The organism is Bradyrhizobium sp. 154, assembly GCF_023073875.1.
GTDB lineage: Bacteria > Pseudomonadota > Alphaproteobacteria > Rhizobiales > Xanthobacteraceae > Bradyrhizobium.
Genome location: NZ_JADPKG010000114.1, coordinates 14,971 through 37,617 on the forward strand (window position 1 = coordinate 14,971; position 22,647 = coordinate 37,617).

Genomic DNA, 22,647 nt, shown 5'->3' on the forward strand with positions numbered 1-22,647 from the left:
CATTGGCGAACGTATATTTACGGGGCGTTCACGATCGTCCGTTAGCCTAGGAACATAATTTAAGCATTGCTGCGGTCGGGGGCGCACCGACCGCTGCGGGGTATGTTCCGTGGTCAAGGTTCTCGACGAACACGAACGCACGATGGCGTTCGCCGAAGTGGCGCTCGGCCAGATTCGATCGCTCCGGCAGACGGCAATTCCGCGCAATTACGAGATCTGGTACGTCTACGCCACCGGCTACAACGCACCGCTCAACAAGATCATCAACGAGACGCTGGCGCGCAACGGCAAGCTGACCGAAGCCGATCTCGAGCAGATCTACGAGACCTATCTCTCCCATATCAAGACCACCGACCGCATCGATAAGGTGGGCGCGCGCGTCATCGGCGAGATCGACGACGTGATGAAGGTTCTCGGCGATGCGCTCGGGATGAGCGGCGCCTACGACGCCAGCCTGTCGGGTGCGACCGAGAAACTGTCGTCGGCCAAGGGCCGCGACCAGATCAAGGCGATCGTCGAGACGCTGCTGCGTTCGACCAGCGAGATGCGCGAGGCCAACAAGGCGCTGGAAGGCCGCCTGATACTATCGAGGAACGAGATCAGCAATCTCCAGCAGAGCCTGGAGGCGATCCGCGCCGAGAGCCTCACCGATCCGCTCACCGGCCTCGGCAATCGCAAATATTTCGATCGCATGATCGGCATGGCGGTGCAGAGCGCGCTCGCCTCCGGGGAGCCGCTGTCGCTGCTGCTGTTCGATATCGATCATTTCAAGTCATTCAACGATTCCTACGGCCACCTCACCGGCGACCAGGTGCTGCGCCTTGTCGGCTTGTCCCTGAAGCAGACCATCAAGGGCCAGGACATCACCGCGCGTTATGGCGGCGAAGAATTCGCGGTCGTGCTGCCCAACACGGCGCTGCGCCAGGCACTCACGGTGGCCGATCACATCCGCCGCGCGGTGATGGCGAAGGAACTGAAGAAGAAATCCACCGGCGAGATTCTCGGCCGCGTCACCATCTCCGTCGGCGTCTCCATGCTCAGGCAGGGCGACGACACCGACGCCCTGATCGAACGCGCGGATGCCTGCCTCTACGCCGCCAAGCGCAACGGCCGCAACCGCGTGATCTGTGAAGTCGATCCGGAATACGCGGTCGAGACGCACAACCGGGTGGCGTAGGCCCGACCCTCGCTGTCATTCCGGAGCGCACCTCTTGGCGCGAGCCCCGAGAATTACGCCTTTCGCTTTGCACGCTTGCGCACCGCAAACTTGTTGAGCGATCTTTTTGACGAAGTTTTCTGGCTGGGCTTTCCGGCGGGCGCCTTGGCAGCTTTGCTGACCTTCTTCGTCTTCGGCCGCTTCTTGACCTTGGCGCGCTGGGCGGCAGCGAGCGCTGCCCTCGCCCATTGTGCCAGCTCCTCGGAATCGTCGAACAAGCGCGCGGGCAACTGCCAGTAGGAGTTCACTGTGACTGTCTTGGCGCGGGTCGAGTATTGGAACGGCCTTGAGCCTTCCGCCTCGAAATTCGGGATCGTCATCTCGTCGGCGCGGAAGAACAGCCCGGCGCGCAAGGACAGCGCGAAGTTGATGCCCTCGGCGGAGATGCCGTAGCCGGAAAACATTTTGCGGATCGTGACGGGACCGAAATCGGCGAACAGGTCGATCAGGAATTCGCGGTCCATGGGTATCCCGGAGCGAGCAGGCCAGCCACTATACCACTGCCGTCATTGCGAGCCAACGGGTCCGCGCGAAGCGCGGCCCGATGACAGGCTCCGCGAAGCAATCCAGACTGCCGAGGCAGAGACAGTCTGGATTGCTCCGTCGCATCAGCGCAAAATTGCTACGCAATTTTGTCGCGAGCTCCTCGCAAGGGCGGGGAAAACTACCCGTCGACCTTCGCCGGCCGCAGCTCGACCGACTCGCCGCAGCCGCAGGCGGAGACCTGGTTGGGATTGTTGAAGACGAACTGGGCCTGCATCTTGTCGGCCTTGTAGTCCATCTCGGTGCCGAGCAGGAACAGCACGGCCTTGGGATCGACCAGTATCTTGACGCCCTTGTCCTCGACGACCTCGTCAGTCGGCCGGATCTCGTGGGCGTATTCGACCGTGTAGGACTGGCCGGCGCAGCCGCCGTTCTTCACGCCGACGCGCAGGCCGACGATCTCGGAGTCCGCGCGCTGGGTCAGCTCCGTGATCCGCTGCGCGGCGGCGTCCGTCAGCCGCATCACCTGCGGGCGCGCCCGCCGGGGCTTTGGTGTCGAAGCTGGTGTCGAGCCTGACGAGATCTGGGTCATGTTATCTATGTGGTCCGTTGCGAGGCGAATTCAATGCGAGCTGAGACCGTCACCACATATTGAGCACGAGGCGCGCCTCGTCGCTCATGCGCTCGGGCGACCACGGCGGCTCCCAGACGACCTTGACGTCGACCACGCCGACGCCCGGGACGCTGGCGACCGCGTTCTCGACCATGGTCGGCAGCTCGCCCGCAGCCGGGCAGTTCGGTGTCGTCAGCGTCATCTGCACGTCGACCGAACGGTCGTCCTTGATCTCGACCTTGTAGATCAGGCCGAGCTCGTAGATGTCGGCCGGGATTTCCGGATCAAATACGGTCTTGAGGCCCGCGATGATCTCGGTGGTCAGACGCTCGGTCTCCTCCGGCGGCAGCGCCGAATGGGTCTCCATCGGATTGGCTTTGATTTCGGCCGTGTCACTCATGCGAACAAATCCCGCGCCTTCAGAAGCGCTTGTGCCAGATGATCGACTTCTTCCCGCGTATTATACATGCCGAACGACGCCCGGCAGGTGGCGGTGACGTTGAACCGCTCTAAAAGCGGCATCACGCAATGGGTGCCGGCGCGCACTGCGATGCCCTGACGGTCGATCACGGTGGCGACGTCGTGGGCATGCGCGCCCTTGAGCTCGAAGGAGATCACCGGCCCCTTGCCGCGCGCAGTACCGATCAGCCGCAGCGAGTTGATCTCACGGAGCCGGTCCTGGGCGTAGGTGACGAGATCGCGCTCGTGCGCGGCGATACGCTCCTTGCCGATCGAATTGACGTAATCGATGGCGGCACCGAGGCCGATCGCTTCGACGATGGGCGGGGTGCCAGCTTCGAACTTGTGCGGCGGGTCGCCATAGGTGACCCAGTCCTTCGCAACCTCGCGGATCATCTCGCCGCCACCGTTGAAGGGGCGCATCGCGACAAGATGCTCATGCTTGGCATAGAGCGCGCCGATACCGGTCGGGCCATAAATCTTGTGGCCGGTGAATGCGTAGAAATCGCAGTCGAGATCCTGCACGTCGACGGGCAGATGCACCGCGCCCTGTGCACCGTCGACCAGCACGGGAATGCCGCGCTCGTGGGCCAGTCGCACGACCTCCTTTATGGGAACGAAGGTTCCGAGGGCGTTCGACATCTGGGTGACGGCGACCAGCTTGGTCTTCGGCGTCAGCAGCTTCTCGAACTCGTCGATCAGGAAGTTGCCTTCGTCATCGACGGGCGCCCATTTGATCACCGCGCCATGGCGCTCCCTGAGGAAATGCCAGGGCACGATGTTGGAATGGTGCTCCATGATCGAGAGGACGATTTCGTCGCCCTGCTTGATGTTCGGCTCGCCCCAGGACGACGCCACGAGGTTGATGGCCTCGGTGACGTTGCGGGTGAAGATGATCTCTTCTGTGCGGCGGGCATTGACGAATTGCGCGACTTTTGCCCGCGCGCCCTCATAGGCCTCCGTCGCCGCATTTGCGAGGTAATGCAGGCCGCGATGCACGTTAGCGTATTCGCTCGTATAGGCCTGCGTCATGCGGTCGAGCACGGCGCCGGGCTTCTGCGCCGAGGCGGCGTTGTCGAGATAGACCAGCGGCTTGCCGTAGATCTGCATGGCGAGCGCGGGAAAATCCTGGCGCACGCGCGCAACGTCGTAGGCGCCGTTCTTGACCGCCGGATGCGTGCTCATGACCGGCGCTCCAGCCAGCGCTCGGCAATGCCGATCACATGCTCGCGCAAGCCGTCGTCGGCGATTTGCTCGATCGCCTCGCCCACGAAGGCCTGGATCAGCAGCGCCTGGGCCTGCTTCTCCGGCAGGCCGCGCGCCTTCAGATAGAACAAGAGGCTGTCGTCCAGCGCGCCGGCAGTGGCGCCGTGGCCGCAAGAGACGTCATCGGCAAAGATTTCCAGTTCGGGCTTGTTGTCGGCTTCCGCCTCGTCCGAGAGCAGCAGCGCGCGGGTCATCATCTTGCCGTCGGTCTTCTGCGCATCGGGACGAACGATGATACGCCCCTGGAATACCGAATGAGCGCGATCGTCGATCACGGCGCGAAAAGTCTCGCGGCTGACGCAGTTCGGCACGGCGTGGTCGACGACCAGTGTGGTGTCACCATGCTCGGTCTGCTTCAAAAGGTTGACGCCGTTGACGGAGAGCTCGCTGCCCTCGCCCGCCAGTGTGATGAAGCCCTGCAAGCGGCTGACCGCCGCGCCGCTGGTCATGTTGAAGAAGTTCAACTTCACATTGGCGCCGACCGTCACGAACTGCGAGGTGACGTTCACCGCGTCAGGCGCATCGTCCATCAGGCGAATGTGTGCAACATCGGCGTCGTCGCCAACCTTCACCAGCACGGCATCGTTGACCTGGTAGGCCTTGCTACCTGCCGCAACGAAGCTTTCGACGATGGTGGCGCGAGCGCCCTTCCCGATCGCAACCTGCGAACGGGTGAAGCTCGAGGCGGAAGCCGCGGTTGCGATGTGGATGATCTGGATCGGCGCGGACAGCTGCGCGCCGTCAGCGATCGACAGCACGACGCCGTCGGTTGCCATGGCGGCGTTCAGCGCGATCACGGCATCGGTGAGCGCCGTGTTGAGGAGACCGGCATCGGTCTCCAGCGTCTCCCGCAGCGTCTTGAGGCTCGTCTCGGAGCCGAGCGCCTTCACGTCGGACAGATCGGCCGCGAACACGCCGTCGACCAGCACCAGCTTGCGGGCGCCCGCGATGGCATGGGCCTTCACCGCGTCCGCGGCGCGCTTCAGCGCGGCCGCGTCGGGGCTGGCCGCCAGTGGCAGCACCTCGCTGACCAGCGCGCGCAGATCCGTGTATTTCCATTCCTCGAGCCGGCGGTGCGGCAGGCCGAGCCGCTCATAATTCTCGAAGGCTTCGCGGCGCGCCGCGATCACAGCAGGCGGACCCGGCAAGCGGCCTTCGACGCTGGCGAAGAGATCGCTCACCGCACGGCCCTTTCCGGTCTTTGCCACAGCAACGTTCATTGCAAAATTCCTTACGCGGCGTCCTCGAACTGGGCATAGCCGGACGCTTCCAGCTCCAGTGCCAGCTCCTTGCCGCCGCTCTTCACGACGCGGCCCTTCGACATCACGTGCACGACGTCGGGCACGATGTAGTTCAGCAGCCGCTGATAGTGGGTGATGACGACCATGGCGCGCTTCGGCGAGCGCAGCGCGTTGACGCCGTCGGCCGCGATGCGCAGCGCGTCGATGTCGAGGCCGGAATCCATCTCGTCGAGGATGCACAGGCTGGGCTCGAACAGCGCCATCTGGAGCACCTCGTTGCGCTTCTTCTCGCCACCGGAGAAGCCGACATTGACGCCGCGCTTGAGCATGTCCTGCGGGATGTTCAGCGACTTCGAGACCTCGCGGACCTTCTTCAAAAAGTCGGGCACCATCAGTTCGCTCTCGCCGCGAGCCTTGCGCTGGGCATTTAGTGCGGTACGGAGGAAATTCATGGTGGTAACACCGGGAATCTCGACCGGATACTGGAACGCCAGGAACACGCCTTTGGCGGCGCGCTCGTGGGGATCCATCTCCAGGAGATCCTCGCCCCTGAACAGGATCTGGCCGTCGGTGACCTCATAGCCGGGTTTGCCGGCGATGACATGGGAGAGCGTCGACTTGCCGGAGCCGTTCGGCCCCATGATGGCGTGCACCTCGCCCTCGTTCACGGTCAGCGTCAGCCCGTGGAGGATCTCACGCTCCTCGACACGAACCTTCAGGTCTTTCACTTCAAGCAAAGGCATTGTTGGTGTCCAGTCTATTCAAATGAGGCATGGAGCGCCTAAGCGCACCGCGAGGGTCGGTGTTAACCGACCGACCCTTCAAGCGAGATCGAGATCAGCTTCTGCGCTTCCACCGCGAACTCCATCGGCAGCTGCTGAAGCACATCCTTGACGAAGCCGTTGACCACGAGGCCAACCGCCTCTTCCTGCGAGAGACCGCGCTGGATGCAGTAGAACAGCACGTCCTCGGAGATCTTCGACGTCGTCGCCTCGTGCTCGAACGTCGCCGAGGAGTTCTTCGCCTCGATGTACGGCACGGTGTGCGCGCCGCATTTGTCGCCGATCAGCAGGGAATCGCAGGCGGTGAAGTTGCGCGCGCCGGTGGCTTTCCGATGCGCGGTGACGAGCCCACGATAGGTGTTCTGCGACTTGCCGGCGGCGATGCCCTTGGAGATGATGCGGCTCGACGTGTTCTTGCCGAGGTGGATCATCTTGGTGCCCGAATCGACCTGCTGGAAGCCGTTCGAGATCGCGATCGAGTAGAACTCGCCCCGCGAATTGTCGCCGCGCAGGATGCAGCTCGGATATTTCCAGGTGATCGCCGAGCCCGTCTCGACCTGGGTCCAGGAGATCTTTGAATTGGCACCGCGACAGTCGCCACGCTTGGTGACGAAATTGTAGATGCCGCCCTTGCCTTCCGAATTGCCCGGATACCAGTTCTGCACCGTCGAGTATTTGATCTCGGCGTCGTCGAGCGCGACGAGCTCGACCACGGCCGCGTGCAGCTGGTTCTCGTCGCGCTGCGGCGCAGTGCAGCCCTCGAGATAGGAGACGTAGGAGCCCTTGTCCGCGATGATCAGCGTGCGCTCGAACTGACCCGTGTTGCGCTCGTTGATGCGGAAATAGGTCGACAGCTCCATCGGGCAGCGCACGCCGGGCGGCACGTAGACGAACGAGCCGTCCGAGAACACCGCCGAGTTCAGCGTCGCGTAGAAATTGTCCGAGGTGGGCACCACGGTGCCGAGATACTTCTGCACCAGCTCGGGATGCTCGCGGATCGCCTCCGAGATCGGCATGAAAATCACGCCGGCCTTCTTCAGCTCCGCCTTGAACGTGGTCGCAACCGACACCGAATCGAAGACCGCGTCGACCGCGATCTTACGGCGGGCCGGATCTTCCTCGCCAACCTTCGGCTCGACGCCTTCGAGCATGGCGACTTCCCGCAGGGGAATGCCGAGCTTTTCGTAGGTCTTCAGGATCTCCGGATCGATCTCATCGAGGGAGCTGACCGTCTTCTTCGGCTTCGGCGCCGCGTAGTAATAGAGGTCCTGGAAGTCGATCTTGGGATAGTCGACCCGCGCCCAGGTCGGCTCGGTCATGGTCAGCCAGCGCCGATAGGCTTCCAGCCGCCACTGGAGCATCCAGGCGGGTTCATTCTTTTTTTGCGAGATGAACTCTACGGTCTCTTCCGATAGCCCCTTGGGGGCTTTCTCGGAGTCGATCAGGGTTTCAAACCCATAACGATATTGGTCGACGTCGATGCGCTTCACGCGCTCGACCGTCTCTTGTACGGCTGGCATTCCATCCTCCGCTCGCGGTTTCAAGGACCGCGGTGGATCAAACTCGGACGAGTATTACGTTTATTACGATGTTCTCTGGCGGAAAGCACGCGCCTAGAATCGTTCAAGCTGTGTTTCGTCGCCTAGCTCTTAAGTAGGTTATTACCGAGCTTTCGCCAAGCCTCCAACGCCCTATTGATCTCTTCCAGTTCCGTGGACCAGCCAAGACTGAGGCGCACCGCTCCTTGGGCCACGATGGGATCGTACCCCATGGCCGAGAGCACGTGGGAGGGCTGGACCTTTCCCGATGAGCAGGCCGAACCTGACGACACGGCGACGCCTGCAAGGTCGAAGCCGATCACAGCAGTCTCGGCCTTCAGCCCTGGTGCGGTGAAAAGTACGGTATTTGGCAACCGCTCCACACCGTCGGCGAGGATTGTCGCCCCGGCCGTGGCGCGAAGCCCATTTTCCAAATGATCTCTGAGGGTTGCCATTCGTTTCAGATCCTCCGGCAGAGTCTGAAGCGCCCGTCTGACCGCCGCGCCAAAGCCGGCGATCCCCGCGACATTCTCGGTGCCCGCCCGGCGGTTGAGCTCCTGCCCGCCCCCCCGCAGGACCGGCGCCAGACCGGCGAGCCCTTCTGCCATGACCAGCGCGCCAACTCCCTTGGGGCCACCGATCTTGTGCGCAGAAAAGGTCGCAAGGTCTGCACCCACAGCCTTGATATCGAACCGAATTTTGCCAAGCGCCTGGATCCCATCGACATGCAGGAGACCGCCGGCCTCATGAACGATCCGCGCAGCCTCAGCGACAGGCTGAAGCGCGCCCGTCTCGTTGTTCGCGGCCATAATGGAGACCAGCGTCGGCGGGCCAGCGTTGAGCTGGGCCCACAGATCGTCGAGATCGACGACACCGGAGCGCGTTACCCGTATCTGTCGGATCCTATCCGCCGGGAACCGGCCGCCCGCCAGCACCGAGGCATGCTCGACCGCGGAGACCAGCAGTCGCTCGACGGGTCCGCCGGACGGCCCCCGCAGGCCGGGCGACAGCGCCAGCGCATTGGCCTCGGTTCCAGCGGATGTGAAGACGACGTTGCGCGGCTGAGCGCCGACCGCCGGTCCCAGCGCGGCACGCGCCTCCTCGATCAGCCGTCGTGCCTCCCGCCCCTCGGCATGGACGGAGGATGGATTGCCGATCAGGTCGTATGCAGCCAGCATCGCTGCCCGCGCCTCAGCGCGGAGCGGCGTGGTCGCGTTCCAATCGAGATAGACGCGGGTCGGCATTGAGTAATATATTACCTCACATCGCAGACGGCGTTGCGCCATCTCGACATGGGCCGCGGGCACGCCCTTGGCAACCATGATTTGCGAATGTGCGGCCACAGTTGACGCGGTCATGACACGCTAACGTCTTGAACCCGTTGGCTGATGTTCAAGATGCTTGCTTTTTGACCCTCAGCCTATGTTAGAACGCGCACCGTCAAGTCACCGCGCGCCGTCAGCGCATCACCGCTGCGCGCGCCTCCTCGCCCTTCATTCGCGCTTTCGTCGGCATCTGCCGGTGAGGCCACAATCGGTTGATTGCCGAGGTCGTCTCCAGGAAATCAATCAAGAGATCGTCGATGCCCGAAGTCATATTTACCGGCCCCGCTGGCCGTCTCGAAGGCCGCTACCACCCGGCCAAGCAGAAGAACGCGCCGATCGCGATGATCCTGCATCCGCATCCGCAGTTCCACGGCACGATGAACCATCAGATCGTGTACCAGTGCTACTACGCCTTCGCGCATCGCGGCTTCTCCGTGCTGCGCTTCAATTTCCGCGGCGTCGGCCGCAGTCAGGGCTCGTTCGACCATGGCACCGGCGAATTGTCGGATGCGGCGGCAGCGCTCGATTGGGCGCAGACCATCAATCCCGAGGCGCGCGCCTGCTGGGTCGCCGGCTTCTCCTTCGGCGCCTGGATCGGCATGCAGCTGCTGATGCGCCGCCCGGAGGTCGAAGGCTTCATCTCGATCGCGCCGCCGGCCAACCTCTACGACTTCTCGTTCCTTGCGCCCTGCCCGTCCTCGGGCCTGATCGTGCATGGCGAAAAGGATGCCGTGGTGCCCCCTAAGGATGTCAACACGCTGGTCGAGAAGCTGAAGACGCAGAAGGGCATCGTGATCGACCAGCAGGTCATTCCCGGCGCCAATCACTTCTTCGACGCCAAGCTCGAGCCGCTGATGGAAACCATCACGGCCTACCTCGACATGCGCCTCGCCAGCGTGCGCTGAGGCCTTCCGGCGTAGACGTGTTCGTGGCATGGCTGCGGACCGTCAACGCTGGAGATTGCGAGCGATGAAGGCGTATCTGGTTCTTGACCTGTCGGTGAACGACCACGTCGGTTTCAAGACTTACATCGCTGAAATCCCGGCATTCATTGCCAAGCATTCAGGGCGGTACATCGTGCGCGGCGTCGAGCCGACCACGATCGAAGGCGACTGGGCGCCCGAGCGCCTCGTCATCATCGAATTTGCGGAGCGCGAGAAGGCGCAAGCGTTCCTCGACGATCCCGACATTCAGGATCTCTTCAGGGTGCGGCACGCAACGACGACAAGCAGGCTGCTGCTTGCCGACGGTTGCACCTGATCAGTATGGGCTGACTACGCCAGCTTGAGCGCGACGATCCCCGTCAGCACGAGTGCGATGCCCGCAAGCTTCACCGCGCTCAAGGTCTCGCCGAACAGCACGACGCCCATCAGGAACGTGCCGGCCGCGCCAATGCCGGTCCACACCGAATAGGCAACGCCGACCTCGAGCACTTTCAAGGCACGCCCGAGCAGGAAGACGAAGGCGGCAAGCAGTACGAGCGAGGCGATGCTCCAGCCTGCGCGCGTATATCCTTCCGCATATTTCATTGCGATCGCCCAGCCGACATCAAGCGCGCCGGCGATCACCAGCATGAGCCAGGCCGTGGACTGCGACATCGGCGTAGCCTCAGGCCGCGAGCTTCAAGAGATGCGCGTCGTGGCGCACCAGGAACGCCCGCAGCAATTGCGGATAGTCCGCGCCGACCGCAGAGCGCACGCTCGGACGCTTCGCGAGCTCGGCCCGCCACGCGCGGACCTTGGGCAGATCGTTGAAGATTCCGAGCTCAATCAATTCATCGAACACGTCGAAATAGCGGAAGATCGGGGCAAACACTGCATCCACGAGGCTGAACGCGTCGCCCGCGAAATACGGCCCTACACCAAGCGCGGCTTCCACGCGCGCGAATTTGGCCGCGAGCGCCTGGCGCTTGCTCTCGAATGTTGCCGGATCGGTCGTCGTCTCCAGCCCCCAGAGGTCGCCGAGGATCGCCGAGCCGAACTCCATCCAAGCGCGATGCTCGGCACGTTTCAGCGCATCCGTCGGGTGCAGCTTCGCACCGCCTTGTGTGTCTTCGATGTACTCGCAGATCACGTTGCTCTCAAACAACGCAACCTCGCCCTTGTCTGTCGCAACCACCAGCACCGGCACCTTGCCGAGCGGCGACAATTTCAAGAACCAGTCCGGCTTGTCAGCGAGATCGATATCGATCCGCTCGAACGGCACGCCCTTCTCCTTGAGCGCGATCACGGCGCGCTGCACGTAGGGGCAAAGCTTGTGACTGATCAGTTTGAGCGGAGCGGTCATGGTGGCGATCCCGACAGTTAAATGCAACTGCATCTAGATAGATGCAGATGCATGCACATGTCAAGATCAATGCACTTCCGTCAACTGCCCGTGATCTTCAAGGCCGTGCAATCACCCCACCCGTCATCGGCATCGGCACGCCCGTCGTTGCCGGATAGGATAGCGGCAGGCCCTTGAGGCCGCGCGCGGCAAGGAAACCGAAGGCCTGCGCCTCGATAGCGTCGGCGGCCCAGCCGAGCGTCTCCGCGGCCTCGACCGTCGCCGAGCCCACCCGCTCCCGGAGCATCCGCAGCATCGTGAGGTTGCGGGCCCCGCCGCCGCAAACGATCCAGCTGCGCGGTCGTCGCGGCAGCAGCGGTATGATGCGGGCGATCGCGGCCGCAGTGAACGCGGTCAGCGTCGCGGCGCCGTCGGCCGGTGCCATGTCGCCGAGCTTCAGCGCGGCAAAGTCGTTGCGATCGAGCGACTTTGGCGGCGGCGCTGCGAAGAACGGCAGCGCCAGTGCCCGCGCGATCCAGGCCTCATCAGCCTTGCCGAGCGCGGCGAACCTTCCCTCCGCATCGAACGCCTGGTTCATGGTGCGGTACATGAAGTCGTCGAGCAGCGCATTGCCGGGGCCGGTGTCGCAAGCGATCAGCGTGTCGCTGCCGTCGATATAGGTGATGTTAGAGACGCCGCCGATATTGATCACCGCGATCGGGCCCTCGCGCTCCAGCGAATTGGCGAGCGCCCGATGATAGACCGGCACGAGCGGCGCGCCCTGCCCGCCGGCATCGACGTCGGCGGCGCGGAAATCATACATGACCGGGATATGAATCGCCTTGGCCAGCGCCGGCCCATCGCCGATCTGCACCGTCAGCCGCTGTTCGGGCCGGTGCAGCACGGTCTGGCCGTGGAAGCCGACGATGTCGATGTCCTCCGGCCTCATCCGGTTCTGCGCGACGAAAGCGGCGACCGCCTCGGCATGGGCCTGCGTCACTGCGCGCTCAGCCTCGGTCAGGATCCCAGGCCGGGCATCACGTTGCCGTAGGTGCACGGCCTCGCTCAGCGCCTGGCGCAGCAGGTTGCGCTCGGCCGGACCATAGGGCCGGTAGCCGGTCGGTCCGAACGCCTTGACGTGCTTTCCGTCGGTTTCGATCAGCGCGACATCCACCCCGTCCAGCGAGGTGCCGCTCATCAGACCGAGTGCCGTCAACATCATGGACCAGCGTCCTCAAAGGCCCACCCTGGCATGCCGATCTTGTGCCAGAGGGACACATCTTATAATGCCACTGCGCCAAGTGGCGGGTGGCAATCGAGTTCCCACGCAAGATCCTTAAATTGCTCCCAAAACAGTAAACCAAGAATTGTCAGGCACGCCGACAAATGACTGCATTCAAATCGGATTTCCTCAACACCCTGCAGGAACGTGGGTTCATCCACCAGTGCTCCGATTTCGAGGGGCTGGACGCGCTCGCCGCTAGGGGCGAGGCGACCGCCTATGTCGGCTACGATTGCACCGCCCCCTCGCTACATATCGGCAACTATCTGACCATGATGATGCTGCACTGGCTGCAGCAATCCGGCAACAAGCCGATCACGCTGATGGGCGGCGGCACCACCATGGTCGGCGATCCCTCCGGCAAGGACGAGACGCGCGCGATGCGCACGGTCGCCGAGATCGAGGCGAACAAGGCCTCGATCCGCGGCGTGTTCGCCAAGGTGCTGCGCTATGGCGAAGGCAAGAGCGACGCTGTCATGCTCGACAACGCCGAGTGGTTGACCAAGCTGAACTGGATCGAGATGCTGCGCGACGTCGGCCGGCATTTCTCGGTCAACCGCATGCTGACCATGGACTCCGTGCGGCTGCGCCTCGAGCGCGAGCAGGAGATGAGCTTCATCGAGTTCAACTACATGGTCTGCCAGGCCTACGACTTCGTCGAGCTCGCCAAGCGCACCGGCTGCCGCCTCCAGATGGGCGGCTCGGACCAGTGGGGCAACATCATCATGGGCGTCGATCTCGGCCGCCGCATGGGCACGCACCAGTTGTTCGCGCTGACGACGCCGCTGCTGACGACCGCGTCCGGCGCCAAGATGGGCAAGACCGCGCAGGGCGCGGTCTGGCTCAACGCCGACCAATTCTCGCCGTATGATTTCTGGCAGTACTGGCGCAACACCGAGGATGCCGACGTCGGCAAATTCTTGAAGCTGTTCACGACGCTGCCAATCAGCGAGATCAAGAAGCTCGAGACCCTCGGCGGCTCGGAGATCAACGAGGCCAAGAAGGTGCTCGCCACCGAGGCGACTGCGCTGCTGCACGGCCGCGATGCCGCGAACGAGGCAGCAGAGACCGCGCGCCGCACCTTTGAGGAAGGTGCGCTCGCCGAAAGCCTGCCGACTGTGGAAATTCCGCGTGGCGAGCTCGACGATGGTCTCGGCGTGCTCAGCGCCTTCGTTCGGGCGGGCTTGGTTGCCTCAAACGGCGAAGCCCGCCGCCAGATCAAGGGGGGCGGCCTGCGCATCAACGACGCCCCCGTCACCGACGAGAAGATGGCACTCTCGGTGGCCAATCTGACACCGGAAGGCGTGATCAAGCTGTCGTTCGGCAAGAAGAAGCACGTCCTCATCAAGCCTGCATAGGCGTATGAGCTTTTCGCTGCTTGTCAGGGCGCGGCGAAGCGCGCTCCTTGACCGGCAATGGACCAGAACACGCCCAGGCAGGCCGAGGACCGCGCAGCGGCTGCGCCGGGAGGTGCCGTGCGGACCGCGCTCGTCGTGCTCGCGCTGTGTTTCGCGCTGGCTGTCCTTGGCCGCGGCCTCAGCGAGAGCTTCACCGTCTTCCTCAAGCCCATCTCCGAAAGCTTTGGCTGGGATCGCGCGCAGGTCGTCTCGATCTATTCGCTGACCTGGCTCGTCAGCGGACTGACCGCGCCTCTGGTCGGGCGGCTATTCGACCATTCCGGTCCCCGCGTCGTCTATGCGCTCGGACTGTTCCTGCTCGGCTCGGCCTTCCTGATTGCGGGCCATGCGCAAGCGCTCTGGCAATTCCAGCTCTCGATCGGACTGTGTGTCGGGATCGGGGTCGCCTTCATCGGCAACGTGCCGAATTCGATTCTGCTCGGCCGCTGGTTCGGGCCGCGGCTGCCGACCGCGATGGCCGTGGTTTATTCGGCAATGGGCGGCGGCGTGCTGGCGCTGCTGCCGGCCTCGCAGCTCCTGATCGATCACATCGGCTGGCGCGAGACCTATCAGCTGTTCGGCTTCGCTGCGCTGGGCCTGCTGGTGCCGCTCATGCTGCTGCCATGGCCGCTGTTCGCTGCCGGCTCGCCGCACGTGACCAAGAAGACCGATCCAGATTTCGTTGACAACGGCTGGACGCTTGTTGGCGCCATGCGCCATCACGCCTTCTGGGCGCTGTTCTCGACCTTCTTCTTCACCGCGGTCGGCATGTACGCGATCGCGGCGCAGATCGTGGCCTATCTGATCGATGCCGGTTTCCCGCCGCTTCAGGCCGCGACTGCCTGGGGCTTCTCCGGCGTCGTGCTGGTGTTCGGGATGTTGGGGGTCTCCGCGCTCGACGGGCTGATCGGGCGCCGGCCGTCGGTGCTGCTGAGCTACGCGATCTCGATGCTCGGCATCTTCCTGCTCTGGCTCTTGCAGTATTATCCGAACATCATCCTGCTCACCGGTTTCGTCGTCTGCTTCGGCAGCATGATGGGCTCGCGCGGGCCGCTGATCACCGCAACCGCGATGAAAATCTTCCAGGGAAAACGGGTGGGCACCATCTATGGCACCATCTCGATCGGCAGTGGCCTCGGCTCAGCATTCGGCTCCTGGAGCGGCGGCCTGATCCATGACGCGACCCATGGCTACAACGCGCTGCTCGCCTTCGCACTTGCGAGTGTGGTGCTCGGGATGATTCCATTCCTGGTCGTGCCTGCCTTGCGACGGTAGGTTTCCCAGGGGTAACTTGAGTTCGTTTGCGTCACCGGAAAATTACGGATGGGCACGACGCCAACACAGGAAAAAATCCGGATCGCGCGCGACTGAGGGCGGAGCCTGCGGTGTTTTGTCCGACATGACGAAAATGTCAGCGCGGAATTGATCCTGATGGCTTGCGAGGCGGAATCGAATACGGTCCAAGTCGCGCATTGGATGGAGGGCACAAACCAATGAACTTTCCCTATCTCACTCGCTTTCAACCGGTTCTCCTGAGCCTGTTTCGCTTCATCACCGGCCTCTTGCTGTTCCAGTACGGCGTTGCGAAGATCTTCAAGTTTCCAGTGCTTCCTTACTTCGCCAACATCCCGCCGCTGATCTGGACGGCAGGCGCGATCGAGCTGGTGCTCGGTGCGCTCCTGATGCTCGGTCTGTTCACCCGCCTCGCGGCTTTCATTCTCTCGGGTGAGATGGCCTTCGCCTACTTCATGGGCCACATGTTCAAGGGCGAAACGCCGGTGTTCCTGCCGCTGCTCAACGGCGGCACCGCCGCCATCCTGTTCTGCTTCGCCTGCCTCTACCTCTCGGCAGCCGGCGGCGGCTCGGTCAGCGTCGATGCGGCGATGGGCAAGGAAAGCGATTCGACCGGCGGCGCCTACGCGCGGCGCTGACGCGCTCGCGGATTCGAAGGAAAGACAGGGCACCGGCGCATTTGCCGGTGCCGGCTCAACGCGCGCCCAGCACGTTCCAGATGAGAACGAGAGCCGCCACGAGCAGCACCGACATGATGATGCGGTGAACGAATCGACTCATTGCTGTCCCGGCAAGGCTCGGCCACACCAAAATCCAGCATCAATTCTTCCCGCGATTGGATGCGCCATGCGCAGGCGCGGCGCGTTTGCGCATGCGACTGCGAACGCCGCATGCATGGCAGCGCGTTGCCCGCGTCCGTTCATGATTGGTAAGAACTTCATGCTACCGACGCGAGCAATAACCACCATTCGTTGAGACCGTGATGCAACTGCTCAGTCATCTGAAGATCCGCCAAGCTTGCCAGCATGGTCTGCCTCGCGGCGCTCACGGTCACGGCCATCATCGGGGTATCGGCCGTGCTGAGCAAGGGCCGCATGATGGAGGACCGCGTCCAGCAGATGCGGACGGCGGTGGAGCTCCTCTATAACTACGCGCAATCGCTCCAGGACGAGGTGACAGCCGGCAAGCTCACGCAAGCCGAGGCCAAGAGCTTGTTCCATCAACGCGGCCGCCGTATGAGTTTCAACGGCGGTCAAGGCTACCCGGTGGTCTATAATCAGGACACCTCCCTGGTCGTGAACGGCGCCAATCAGCAGCTCGAAGGCAAGATCACCGGCGCCAAGGATTCCAACGGCGTGTTGATTGCCGACGCCATCATCAGGGCCGGCACCGACACCGCGCAGGGTGGCGTGACCTCCTATCTCTATCCCCGCCCCGGCCAGACTGAGCCGGTCCGCAAGACCGTGTTCGCGCGCAGATTCGCGCCTTGGAACGTGACCATCAGCTACGGACTCTACGTCGACGACATCGACGCCGACGTGCGCGCGCTGACGCTGGAGCTCGCCGCCATCGGCGTCGGCCTGATGCTGCTGATGGCGATGCTGTCCTGGCTGATCGCCCGCGACGTGCTCGCCGCGCTGGACCGCCAGAAGAACCGCATGCATCAGATCTCGGAAGGCGCCATCGACAAGGCGGTCGAAGAGACCGATCGCGGCGACGAGATCGGCCGCATGGCCGAGACGCTCGAAGTGCTCCGGCAAACCGCGCTGACCGCGCGTAACCTGGAGGCCGAGCAGGTCGCCACCAAGGCCCGTAACGAGCAGGAGAAACGCGATGCCTTGATCGCGCTTGCCGACCGCTTCGATGCGTCCGTCGGCCAGCTGGTCGGGCTGATGGCTTCGGGCTCCGGCGAACTCGAGGCGACCGCCAAGTCGATGTCCTCCACCGCCGAAGGCACCAACCGCCGCGCCGCCGTGGTCGGCTCGGCCGCTACGGAGGCCAGCCAGCGCGTCCAGACCGTCGCGGCCGCCGCCGAAGAGCTCTCCTCTTCCATCACCGAGATCAGCCGTCAGGTCGCGCAGTCCGCCGAAGTCACCGGACGCGCGGTGGACAGTGCGCGCCGCACCGACACGATCGTGCGCGCGCTGTCCGACGGTGCCCAGCAGATCGAGCACGTCGCCGAGCTGATCTCCAGCATCGCGGCACAGACCAATTTGCTCGCGCTCAACGCCACTATCGAGGCTGCACGCGCAGGCGAAGCCGGTCGTGGCTTTGCCGTGGTCGCCTCCGAGGTGAAGTCGCTCGCGAGCCAGACCGCGGAAGCCACCCGCGAGATCGGGGACAAGATCGCCCAGATCCAGGGCGCGACCAAAGAAGCGGTGGACGCAATCGGCGGCATCACCGCCACCATCGAGGAGGTCAGTCGCATCGCGACCTCGATCGGCGCGGCCATCGAGGAGCAAGGTGCCGCCACCGCCGAGATCGCCCGCAGCGTGTCGCAGACCGCAGAAGCGACCCAGGAGGTCACGACCAATATCAGCGCCGTTAGCACGGCTGCGAACGAGACCGGCAACGCTGCCGGCATGGTGCTCGCGGCCGCCTCGAGCCTCTCCAAGCAGGCCGAACAGCTCTCCGGCGAGGTCGGGACGTTCCTGGCTGGCGTGCGCGCGGCGTAAGTTTCCGACCCCCACATGCGTCATGCCCGGGACAGGCCCGGGCGTGACGGACTCTTGAGTCCCGCTTCTATCGCCGCGCCAGGCTGCAACCGCTCGACAGCTGCCGCGTCGAACCGGTCGACCCGTCGTTCGATTGCGACTGGAATTCCTCGAATGGCGAGTTCTGCTTGCCGGTGTTGAACTCGAAGATCTTGCGGAACAGGCCCGGCGCCATTGCCGAGATCGGATTGACGCGCATCACGGGCGCGGCCGGGGTGCCGACGACCTCGTAGGTCACGCCGATCAGCCCCTCGTTGTTGCCGCCGCCGAGGAAGATGCCGAACAACGGGATCTGGCCGAAGATGTTGTTGACGCCATACATCGGCACGAAGGTGCCGCTCATGCACACCTGGTTGCCGGGATAGTCAATCGAGCCCTCGATGGTGGCGCCGATCATCGGTCCCTTGACGACGCCGTCGCGGATCGTGAGCGCGCCATTCTGACGGGTGAACTCGGCGCGGAGCGCGCTGAAGGAGACGCCGTTGCCGGTGCCGTTGGGCGCGCCGGCAGCAACGCGCTCGAGCTGCGCCTCGCCCTTGACTGTGAAGTCGCGCACGTTGATGAGACCCTCGCGCGACGTGTTCGGCTCGGATGTCGGCGGCTCCATCGCCACCACCATCTGGCCGCCGACCGCCTTGGTATAGGTATCGGTGAAGCGCAGCAGCGCGCCGGCATCGTTGGTCTGGAGATAGATCACTTCACGGCTGCCCTGCGCGCGCCCACCGCGCAAATCGGCTGCCACCGGCGTATCACGGCCGATCTTGCCACTCAGCGTGAAGGCTTTGACGGCGCCGTTGCGTTTCGACATCTTGGCATCGACGCTGCGCATCGCCTCGCCGTTGAAGCCGGCGACGGCGCCGAGCTTCACGTCGATGTCGAAATCGATGTTCTTCAGCTTGTTCTTGGCATCGTCCTTGGAATTGCCTGAGATCGCCGACTTCAGGAAACCGCGGCCATCGAACACGTCGCCGCGCATGGTGCCGCGCACCACGCCGTCCTGGCTGCGCTCCACCTTCAACGAGGCCTTGTCGCCGTCGGAGGGCGAATAGGTCGGGAAGTTTGCGTTGATGAGGTCGCCATTCGCATCGATCTCGAGCGAGCCCTTGATCGAGGCGCCACCGCCCTCGATGACGATGTCCTCGAAACGCGTCGATTGCGCCGCCGGCACCACTTTGAAGCTGGCCTTGCCGGACTTGCCCGGCAGCTTGACCCAGCCGGGCAAGATGTTGTCGAGCTTCACCGAGGTCAGGTCGGCCTCGACGCCGAGCTTCGTCGTCTGATCCGCGCCGCTCGCGATCTTGCCCGACAGCTTGATCGGCAACGATCCACTCACGGCAGGGCTGAGATCGAACCCCAGGCGCGCGCGGCTGGCATCGTCCAGCGTCGCCTGCAATCTGACGTCCGCATCGCCCTCGGCCGGCTTGCGATAGTCGAGCGAGGCGGCCTGCCCGTTGATCTTGACGTCTCCCTTGACCTGATAGCCCTGGTTGCTCGCGATGATCTTGAGGTTGTTGGCCTCCAGCTTCTGGTTCATCACCAGCTTGTCGGCGGCAAAGCCGTTGAGCTCGGCTGTCACGGCATAGGTGGTGTCGGCCCTGGTCAGCTCGCCCTTGACCGGCATGCCGAGCTGGATGTTCGCCGAGAACGTCCCCTTGCTGGTATTGGGATCGACGACGGTCGAAGACAGATCGCTCAGGCGATCATTGGAGAGCATTTCGGCCGCCGCGGGCACCGGTCCGTCGACGCGAAATCTCGTGCGCGACGGCGACGGCTTGGGCGCCATGTCCGGCACCTCGAAAGTGAAGTCGGAGATCGTGATCTTGCGGCCGGCGGGCGTATCGGCAATGCCCTGCCCGATGTTCACGGTCGCAGTGCGGCCGGTCACGCGCGCCTTCAGATCGGCATCGTGCACCACCGGCATGCCGTCCACCGGACGCACCGCGACACCGCCTGCCACGATGTTGACCGATAGGCCGTCGTCGGGGATGGGAGGCCCCTTGCGCGGAAGGTTCTTCACCGGCGAGTTGACGCCGATCTCGATGCGCTGGAGCGTGCCGCGCTCGATCCGCTCGATCACCCATTCACGCAGCTCGGGAACGATCAATGTGGGCCACATCCGCTTCAGCGCGGAGGCCGACATCGGCGTTCCCGCAAAGCCGAGCGTCAGCCGCGGCTCGCCCGAATAGTCGATGGCACCGGTGCCGGCGACACCGATCTCGCCATTGCTGATATCGGCCTGCGTCAGCAAGAGGCGCTTGTGGTCAGTGTCGAAACGGAAACCGATCGCAATACGGTTGAAGACGAGCGGCGGCTCGTTGTCGATGCCACCAAGCAGGATTGAGCCGCCATTGAAGCCGAGCTGCCAGTCATTGGTGGCGCCATTCGGTGGCTCGAGATGCCCGAGCAAGGTCAGGCGGTTGGCGCCGGAGAGAATTTTGAACGGAGCGACCAGCACCCGCCGGTTCGCGTCCCACTCGACGTTGATCTCGGCCGAGTCGATCGCCATCGGATAATCGGGCGTGTCCGTGTCGATGATGTTGCCCGCGCCGACCGCAATCTTGCCGCGGAAGTAGGTCGGCACGCCGTCGCGGCCGAGTTCGCCCTTCAGCTCGCCCGTCAGCGGCAGGTCCGCGGTATAGGTGAGATCCTTGACCCGCAGCGCCAAGAGGATGTTGGAGGTCGAGACCTTGTCGGCGCGGATGTCGACCGAGCGCACGCCGTTCTCGGCCGGCCCGATCGTGGCGCGCAGCATCCACGGGCGCGCGCCCTCCTCGCCGAGACTGAGCGCGACGCCGCCACTGCTCGGGCGGCGCAGGCTGAGCGTGATGTTCTCGAACGACCATTTGCTGCCGCGCTGCTGGTCGTCGACGATCAGATTGCCGTTCTTCAGGCCGATCTCGTTGAGGTTCTGGCCGTCGAGGCCGGTCATGCTCAGACTGTCGAGCCAATCGAGGCCCTGAAGAATTCCGCTCTGTGCGGTCGCCTGGGGAGCAGCCTGGGATGGGTCCGGGCCCGCAGGCGCTGTGGCGAATGGCGGCGGCGGGACGCCATTGCGTGGGAATGTCGGCGGCAAGCCTGCCTCTTTCTTGGAGGCCACGCCGGTTGCCAGCGGCTTTGCGGTATCGCCGGCCGAGACCGTGACGGTGCCGTCAGGTGCGATGCGGATCGCGAGCTCGGCATCGACGAGATTGAGGCTTTCTGCGCGCAGGCGCCCCATGAGGAGACCCGTACCCGACAGCTTGACCTCGGCCTTCGGCGCACTGGCGACGATGGCGTGATCGCGGTCGCGGACGACGATGTCACGGATGCGGACGGCGATCCGGACCCGCCCCGCCCGCTCGATTTGGGTGCCGCCCACCTCTACGGTGTTGCCGTGGCCGATATTGTCCTCGATGGCGGCTGCCAGCCACGGCGTTGCAATGTCGAGATTGATGGGACCGGCGCCGAGCCGCCACCACAGCGTGCCGAAACAGCCGACGAAAATGACGACGAGGACGCCAACGGCGACGGCCAGCCGCTTCAGCCAGCGGCCGCCGCCCAGCCAGCGACGCAAAGATCCAAACCCGTCACCGAGGCGATGGAAACCCGAATTGGAACGCGATAACAGCCGGCGCGCGCGATGGCCCGCCGCCTCCTCCTGATCCGGATCCCAATCGGCGTCATCCCATTCCTGCGGCTGTGATTGACCGCCGCGCCGATCGAAGTCCCGCGTGTAATCCTGGGGCGACTTATTCCTTGCCATTGCCTCTCGATACAGGCGTCCATCGTCGGATTGAGCGCCGCCGGGACCGCAGCCGTCGACGGGGAGCGAAGGCCCCTGCGCCGGCAATGCCGCCGTACTTCGAATATTCCTGCTGTTCGTCATTTCGCCCCGGCAGCGCGTTCAACGAGCAGTGGGGTGGTGCGTGGAATTCCTTGTAACCATACTCCGGCGTCGTCAGACTTGCCCAGCCGAGGGCGCGATTCCGGCACACCGGACGAGAGCTGCAATACCGCTTTGGTTGACCTGCCGAAAGCGACGAAAGGAAGGCGTATGTCCAAGAAATCCCAAAAGAAATCGTCCAAAACGCCCTCCGGCAGTCCGACGGCTAAAAAGAAGACCCTGAAAACGCGGGCAGCGACTCAAACAAGGTCCGCGAAAACACAGCGGACGCCGGCGAGCAAATCAACCAAGACCGTAGCAAAAGCAGGATCGCATAAGGCCGCCTCGAAACAGTTAAATTCTTCCAAGTCGCCCGCGGCGGCGAAGGTCGCCTTGACCGAGGGCCAGAAGGCTCCGGCCTTCCGTCTGCCCCGCGACGGCGGCGATGTGGTCACGCTGGCGGACTATGCCGGGCAAAAGCTGGTGCTGTTCTTCTACCCCCGCGCCGACACGCCCGGTTGTACCAGGGAGGCCATCGACTTCACCCGGCTGGCGGACGCCTTCACGGCTGCCGGCACGGCCGTGCTCGGCATCTCCGCGGATCCGTTAAAGGCCCAGGAAAAGTTCCGCGACAAGCACAAGCTCACCATTCCACTCGTCTCGGACGAGACGCACGAGATGCTGGAGGCCTACGGCGCCTGGGGCGAAAAGTCCATGTATGGCAAGAGTTTCCTCGGAATTCTTCGCACCACGGTGCTGGTCGGGAGCGATGGCAAGGTGGCCCGGATCTGGCGCAAGGTCCGGGTCGACGGCCATGCCGATGAGGTCCTGGAAGCGGCAAGAAGTCTTTAACCAGTCCTTTAAATTCGAATGTTCCCGTTTCCGGAAAATTAACCATGACCGGCCCAGAT

The 22,647-nt window shown here is 63.8% G+C and carries 19 protein-coding genes and 1 pseudogene; 8 read left to right on the forward strand and 12 right to left on the reverse strand.

Translation table 11 applies throughout. The features are described 5' to 3' along the window. Positions 1-109 precede the first annotated feature (109 nt). Entirely contained in the window at positions 110-1,177 is a 1,068-nt protein-coding gene (locus tag IVA92_RS30185; protein WP_247277214.1) for a GGDEF domain-containing protein, read from the forward strand. 53 nt (positions 1,178-1,230) lie between these two features. Here the strand turns inward: IVA92_RS30185 and IVA92_RS30190 are convergent, their stop codons facing one another. The 8 genes from IVA92_RS30190 to IVA92_RS30225 form a co-directional block, all read right to left on the reverse strand. Further along, a complete protein-coding gene (locus IVA92_RS30190) occupies positions 1,231-1,680 on the reverse strand; it encodes a TfoX/Sxy family protein (RefSeq protein WP_247277215.1) in 450 nt (149 codons plus the stop codon). Between the two features lie 200 nt (positions 1,681-1,880). Further along, entirely contained in the window at positions 1,881-2,222 is a 342-nt protein-coding gene (locus IVA92_RS30195) for an iron-sulfur cluster assembly accessory protein (protein ID WP_247277309.1), read from the reverse strand. A 118-nt stretch (positions 2,223-2,340) separates the two neighbouring features. Next, complete coding sequence (locus tag IVA92_RS30200) at positions 2,341-2,712, reverse strand: SUF system Fe-S cluster assembly protein (RefSeq protein WP_063683732.1); 372 nt, start codon at positions 2,710-2,712, stop codon at positions 2,341-2,343. Continuing rightward, complete coding sequence (locus IVA92_RS30205; RefSeq protein WP_247277216.1) at positions 2,709-3,956, reverse strand: cysteine desulfurase; 1,248 nt, start codon at positions 3,954-3,956, stop codon at positions 2,709-2,711. The genes IVA92_RS30200 and IVA92_RS30205 overlap by 4 nt, the downstream gene beginning before the upstream one ends. Then, entirely contained in the window at positions 3,953-5,257 is a 1,305-nt protein-coding gene (gene sufD / locus IVA92_RS30210; protein ID WP_247277217.1) for a Fe-S cluster assembly protein SufD, read from the reverse strand. The genes IVA92_RS30205 and sufD overlap by 4 nt, the downstream gene beginning before the upstream one ends. 11 nt (positions 5,258-5,268) lie before the next feature. Continuing rightward, a complete protein-coding gene (gene sufC, locus IVA92_RS30215) occupies positions 5,269-6,021 on the reverse strand; it encodes a Fe-S cluster assembly ATPase SufC (protein ID WP_247277218.1) in 753 nt (250 codons plus the stop codon). A 62-nt stretch (positions 6,022-6,083) separates the two neighbouring features. Beyond that, positions 6,084-7,580, reverse strand: coding sequence for a Fe-S cluster assembly protein SufB (gene sufB, locus IVA92_RS30220; protein WP_247277219.1), 1,497 nt, complete (start codon positions 7,578-7,580; stop codon positions 6,084-6,086). A 122-nt stretch (positions 7,581-7,702) separates the two neighbouring features. Continuing rightward, a complete protein-coding gene (locus IVA92_RS30225) occupies positions 7,703-8,842 on the reverse strand; it encodes a cysteine desulfurase family protein (RefSeq protein WP_247277310.1) in 1,140 nt (379 codons plus the stop codon). A 338-nt stretch (positions 8,843-9,180) separates the two neighbouring features. Here IVA92_RS30225 and IVA92_RS30230 point away from each other — a divergent pair, with 338 nt between their 5' ends. Together IVA92_RS30230 and IVA92_RS30235 are read left to right on the forward strand one after the other, a co-directional pair. Continuing rightward, positions 9,181-9,828 carry an alpha/beta hydrolase gene (locus IVA92_RS30230; RefSeq protein WP_247277220.1) on the forward strand — a complete coding sequence of 216 codons (648 nt, stop codon included), beginning with the start codon at positions 9,181-9,183 and terminating at the stop codon, positions 9,826-9,828. Between the two features lie 64 nt (positions 9,829-9,892). Further along, a complete protein-coding gene (locus tag IVA92_RS30235; RefSeq protein WP_247277221.1) occupies positions 9,893-10,183 on the forward strand; it encodes a DUF1330 domain-containing protein in 291 nt (96 codons plus the stop codon). 14 nt (positions 10,184-10,197) lie between these two features. Here IVA92_RS30235 and IVA92_RS30240 read toward each other — a convergent pair whose 3' ends face one another. The 3 genes from IVA92_RS30240 to IVA92_RS30250 form a co-directional block, all read right to left on the reverse strand. Beyond that, entirely contained in the window at positions 10,198-10,521 is a 324-nt protein-coding gene (locus tag IVA92_RS30240) for a multidrug efflux SMR transporter (protein WP_247277222.1), read from the reverse strand. Positions 10,522-10,531: 10 nt separating this feature from the next. Beyond that, the gene (locus tag IVA92_RS30245; protein ID WP_247277223.1) at positions 10,532-11,209 is read right to left on the reverse strand and encodes a glutathione S-transferase family protein; all 678 of its coding nucleotides are present in this window, start codon (positions 11,207-11,209) and stop codon (positions 10,532-10,534) included. A 97-nt stretch (positions 11,210-11,306) separates the two neighbouring features. After that, entirely contained in the window at positions 11,307-12,410 is a 1,104-nt protein-coding gene (locus IVA92_RS30250; RefSeq protein WP_247277224.1) for an anhydro-N-acetylmuramic acid kinase, read from the reverse strand. 164 nt (positions 12,411-12,574) lie between these two features. On the opposite strand from IVA92_RS30250, the gene tyrS reads away from it, so the two are divergent. The 4 genes and pseudogenes from tyrS to IVA92_RS30270 all read left to right on the forward strand — a co-directional run bounded on the left by tyrS (position 12,575) and on the right by IVA92_RS30270 (position 17,835). Then, positions 12,575-13,828: a tyrosine--tRNA ligase gene (gene tyrS / locus IVA92_RS30255; protein WP_247277225.1), complete on the forward strand. Its 1,254-nt coding sequence runs from the start codon at positions 12,575-12,577 to the stop codon at positions 13,826-13,828. A gap of 57 nt (positions 13,829-13,885) precedes the next feature. Continuing rightward, the gene (locus IVA92_RS30260) at positions 13,886-15,142 is read left to right on the forward strand and encodes an MFS transporter (protein WP_247277226.1); all 1,257 of its coding nucleotides are present in this window, start codon (positions 13,886-13,888) and stop codon (positions 15,140-15,142) included. Between the two features lie 218 nt (positions 15,143-15,360). Continuing rightward, a complete protein-coding gene (locus IVA92_RS30265) occupies positions 15,361-15,798 on the forward strand; it encodes a DoxX family protein (protein ID WP_247277227.1) in 438 nt (145 codons plus the stop codon). A 344-nt stretch (positions 15,799-16,142) separates the two neighbouring features. Beyond that, a pseudogene (locus tag IVA92_RS30270) lies at positions 16,143-17,835 on the forward strand (methyl-accepting chemotaxis protein). 67 nt (positions 17,836-17,902) lie between these two features. On the opposite strand, the gene IVA92_RS30275 reads toward IVA92_RS30270, so the two are convergent. Then, on the reverse strand, positions 17,903-21,739 hold the full coding sequence (locus IVA92_RS30275; protein ID WP_247277229.1) for a DUF3971 domain-containing protein: 3,837 nt from the start codon (positions 21,737-21,739) through the stop codon (positions 17,903-17,905). 168 nt (positions 21,740-21,907) lie between these two features. Between IVA92_RS30275 and IVA92_RS30280 the strand changes: the two genes are divergently transcribed. Then, a complete protein-coding gene (locus IVA92_RS30280) occupies positions 21,908-22,588 on the forward strand; it encodes a peroxiredoxin (RefSeq protein WP_247277230.1) in 681 nt (226 codons plus the stop codon). The last annotated feature ends 59 nt before the right edge of the window (positions 22,589-22,647 follow it).

What these genes read in the sequence shown, in the direction of transcription:
- IVA92_RS30280 (WP_247277230.1), top strand. Translation starts at nt 21,908, where the DNA reads ATGTCCAAGAAATCCCAAAAGAAATCGTCCAAAACGCCCTCCGGCAGT.
- IVA92_RS30230 (WP_247277220.1), top strand. Translation starts at nt 9,181, where the DNA reads ATGCCCGAAGTCATATTTACCGGCCCCGCTGGCCGTCTCGAAGGCCGC.
- IVA92_RS30235 (WP_247277221.1), top strand. Translation starts at nt 9,893, where the DNA reads ATGAAGGCGTATCTGGTTCTTGACCTGTCGGTGAACGACCACGTCGGT.
- IVA92_RS30260 (WP_247277226.1), top strand. Translation starts at nt 13,886, where the DNA reads ATGGACCAGAACACGCCCAGGCAGGCCGAGGACCGCGCAGCGGCTGCG.
- IVA92_RS30240 (WP_247277222.1), bottom strand. Translation starts at nt 10,521, where the DNA reads ATGTCGCAGTCCACGGCCTGGCTCATGCTGGTGATCGCCGGCGCGCTT.
- IVA92_RS30250 (WP_247277224.1), bottom strand. Translation starts at nt 12,410, where the DNA reads ATGATGTTGACGGCACTCGGTCTGATGAGCGGCACCTCGCTGGACGGG.
- tyrS (WP_247277225.1), top strand. Translation starts at nt 12,575, where the DNA reads ATGACTGCATTCAAATCGGATTTCCTCAACACCCTGCAGGAACGTGGG.
- IVA92_RS30205 (WP_247277216.1), bottom strand. Translation starts at nt 3,956, where the DNA reads ATGAGCACGCATCCGGCGGTCAAGAACGGCGCCTACGACGTTGCGCGC.
- IVA92_RS30265 (WP_247277227.1), top strand. Translation starts at nt 15,361, where the DNA reads ATGAACTTTCCCTATCTCACTCGCTTTCAACCGGTTCTCCTGAGCCTG.
- sufC (WP_247277218.1), bottom strand. Translation starts at nt 6,021, where the DNA reads ATGCCTTTGCTTGAAGTGAAAGACCTGAAGGTTCGTGTCGAGGAGCGT.
- sufB (WP_247277219.1), bottom strand. Translation starts at nt 7,580, where the DNA reads ATGCCAGCCGTACAAGAGACGGTCGAGCGCGTGAAGCGCATCGACGTC.
- IVA92_RS30245 (WP_247277223.1), bottom strand. Translation starts at nt 11,209, where the DNA reads ATGACCGCTCCGCTCAAACTGATCAGTCACAAGCTTTGCCCCTACGTG.
- IVA92_RS30200 (WP_063683732.1), bottom strand. Translation starts at nt 2,712, where the DNA reads ATGAGTGACACGGCCGAAATCAAAGCCAATCCGATGGAGACCCATTCG.
- IVA92_RS30225 (WP_247277310.1), bottom strand. Translation starts at nt 8,842, where the DNA reads ATGCCGACCCGCGTCTATCTCGATTGGAACGCGACCACGCCGCTCCGC.
- IVA92_RS30190 (WP_247277215.1), bottom strand. Translation starts at nt 1,680, where the DNA reads ATGGACCGCGAATTCCTGATCGACCTGTTCGCCGATTTCGGTCCCGTC.
- IVA92_RS30275 (WP_247277229.1), bottom strand. Translation starts at nt 21,739, where the DNA reads ATGACGAACAGCAGGAATATTCGAAGTACGGCGGCATTGCCGGCGCAG.
- sufD (WP_247277217.1), bottom strand. Translation starts at nt 5,257, where the DNA reads ATGAACGTTGCTGTGGCAAAGACCGGAAAGGGCCGTGCGGTGAGCGAT.
- IVA92_RS30195 (WP_247277309.1), bottom strand. Translation starts at nt 2,222, where the DNA reads ATGCGGCTGACGGACGCCGCCGCGCAGCGGATCACGGAGCTGACCCAG.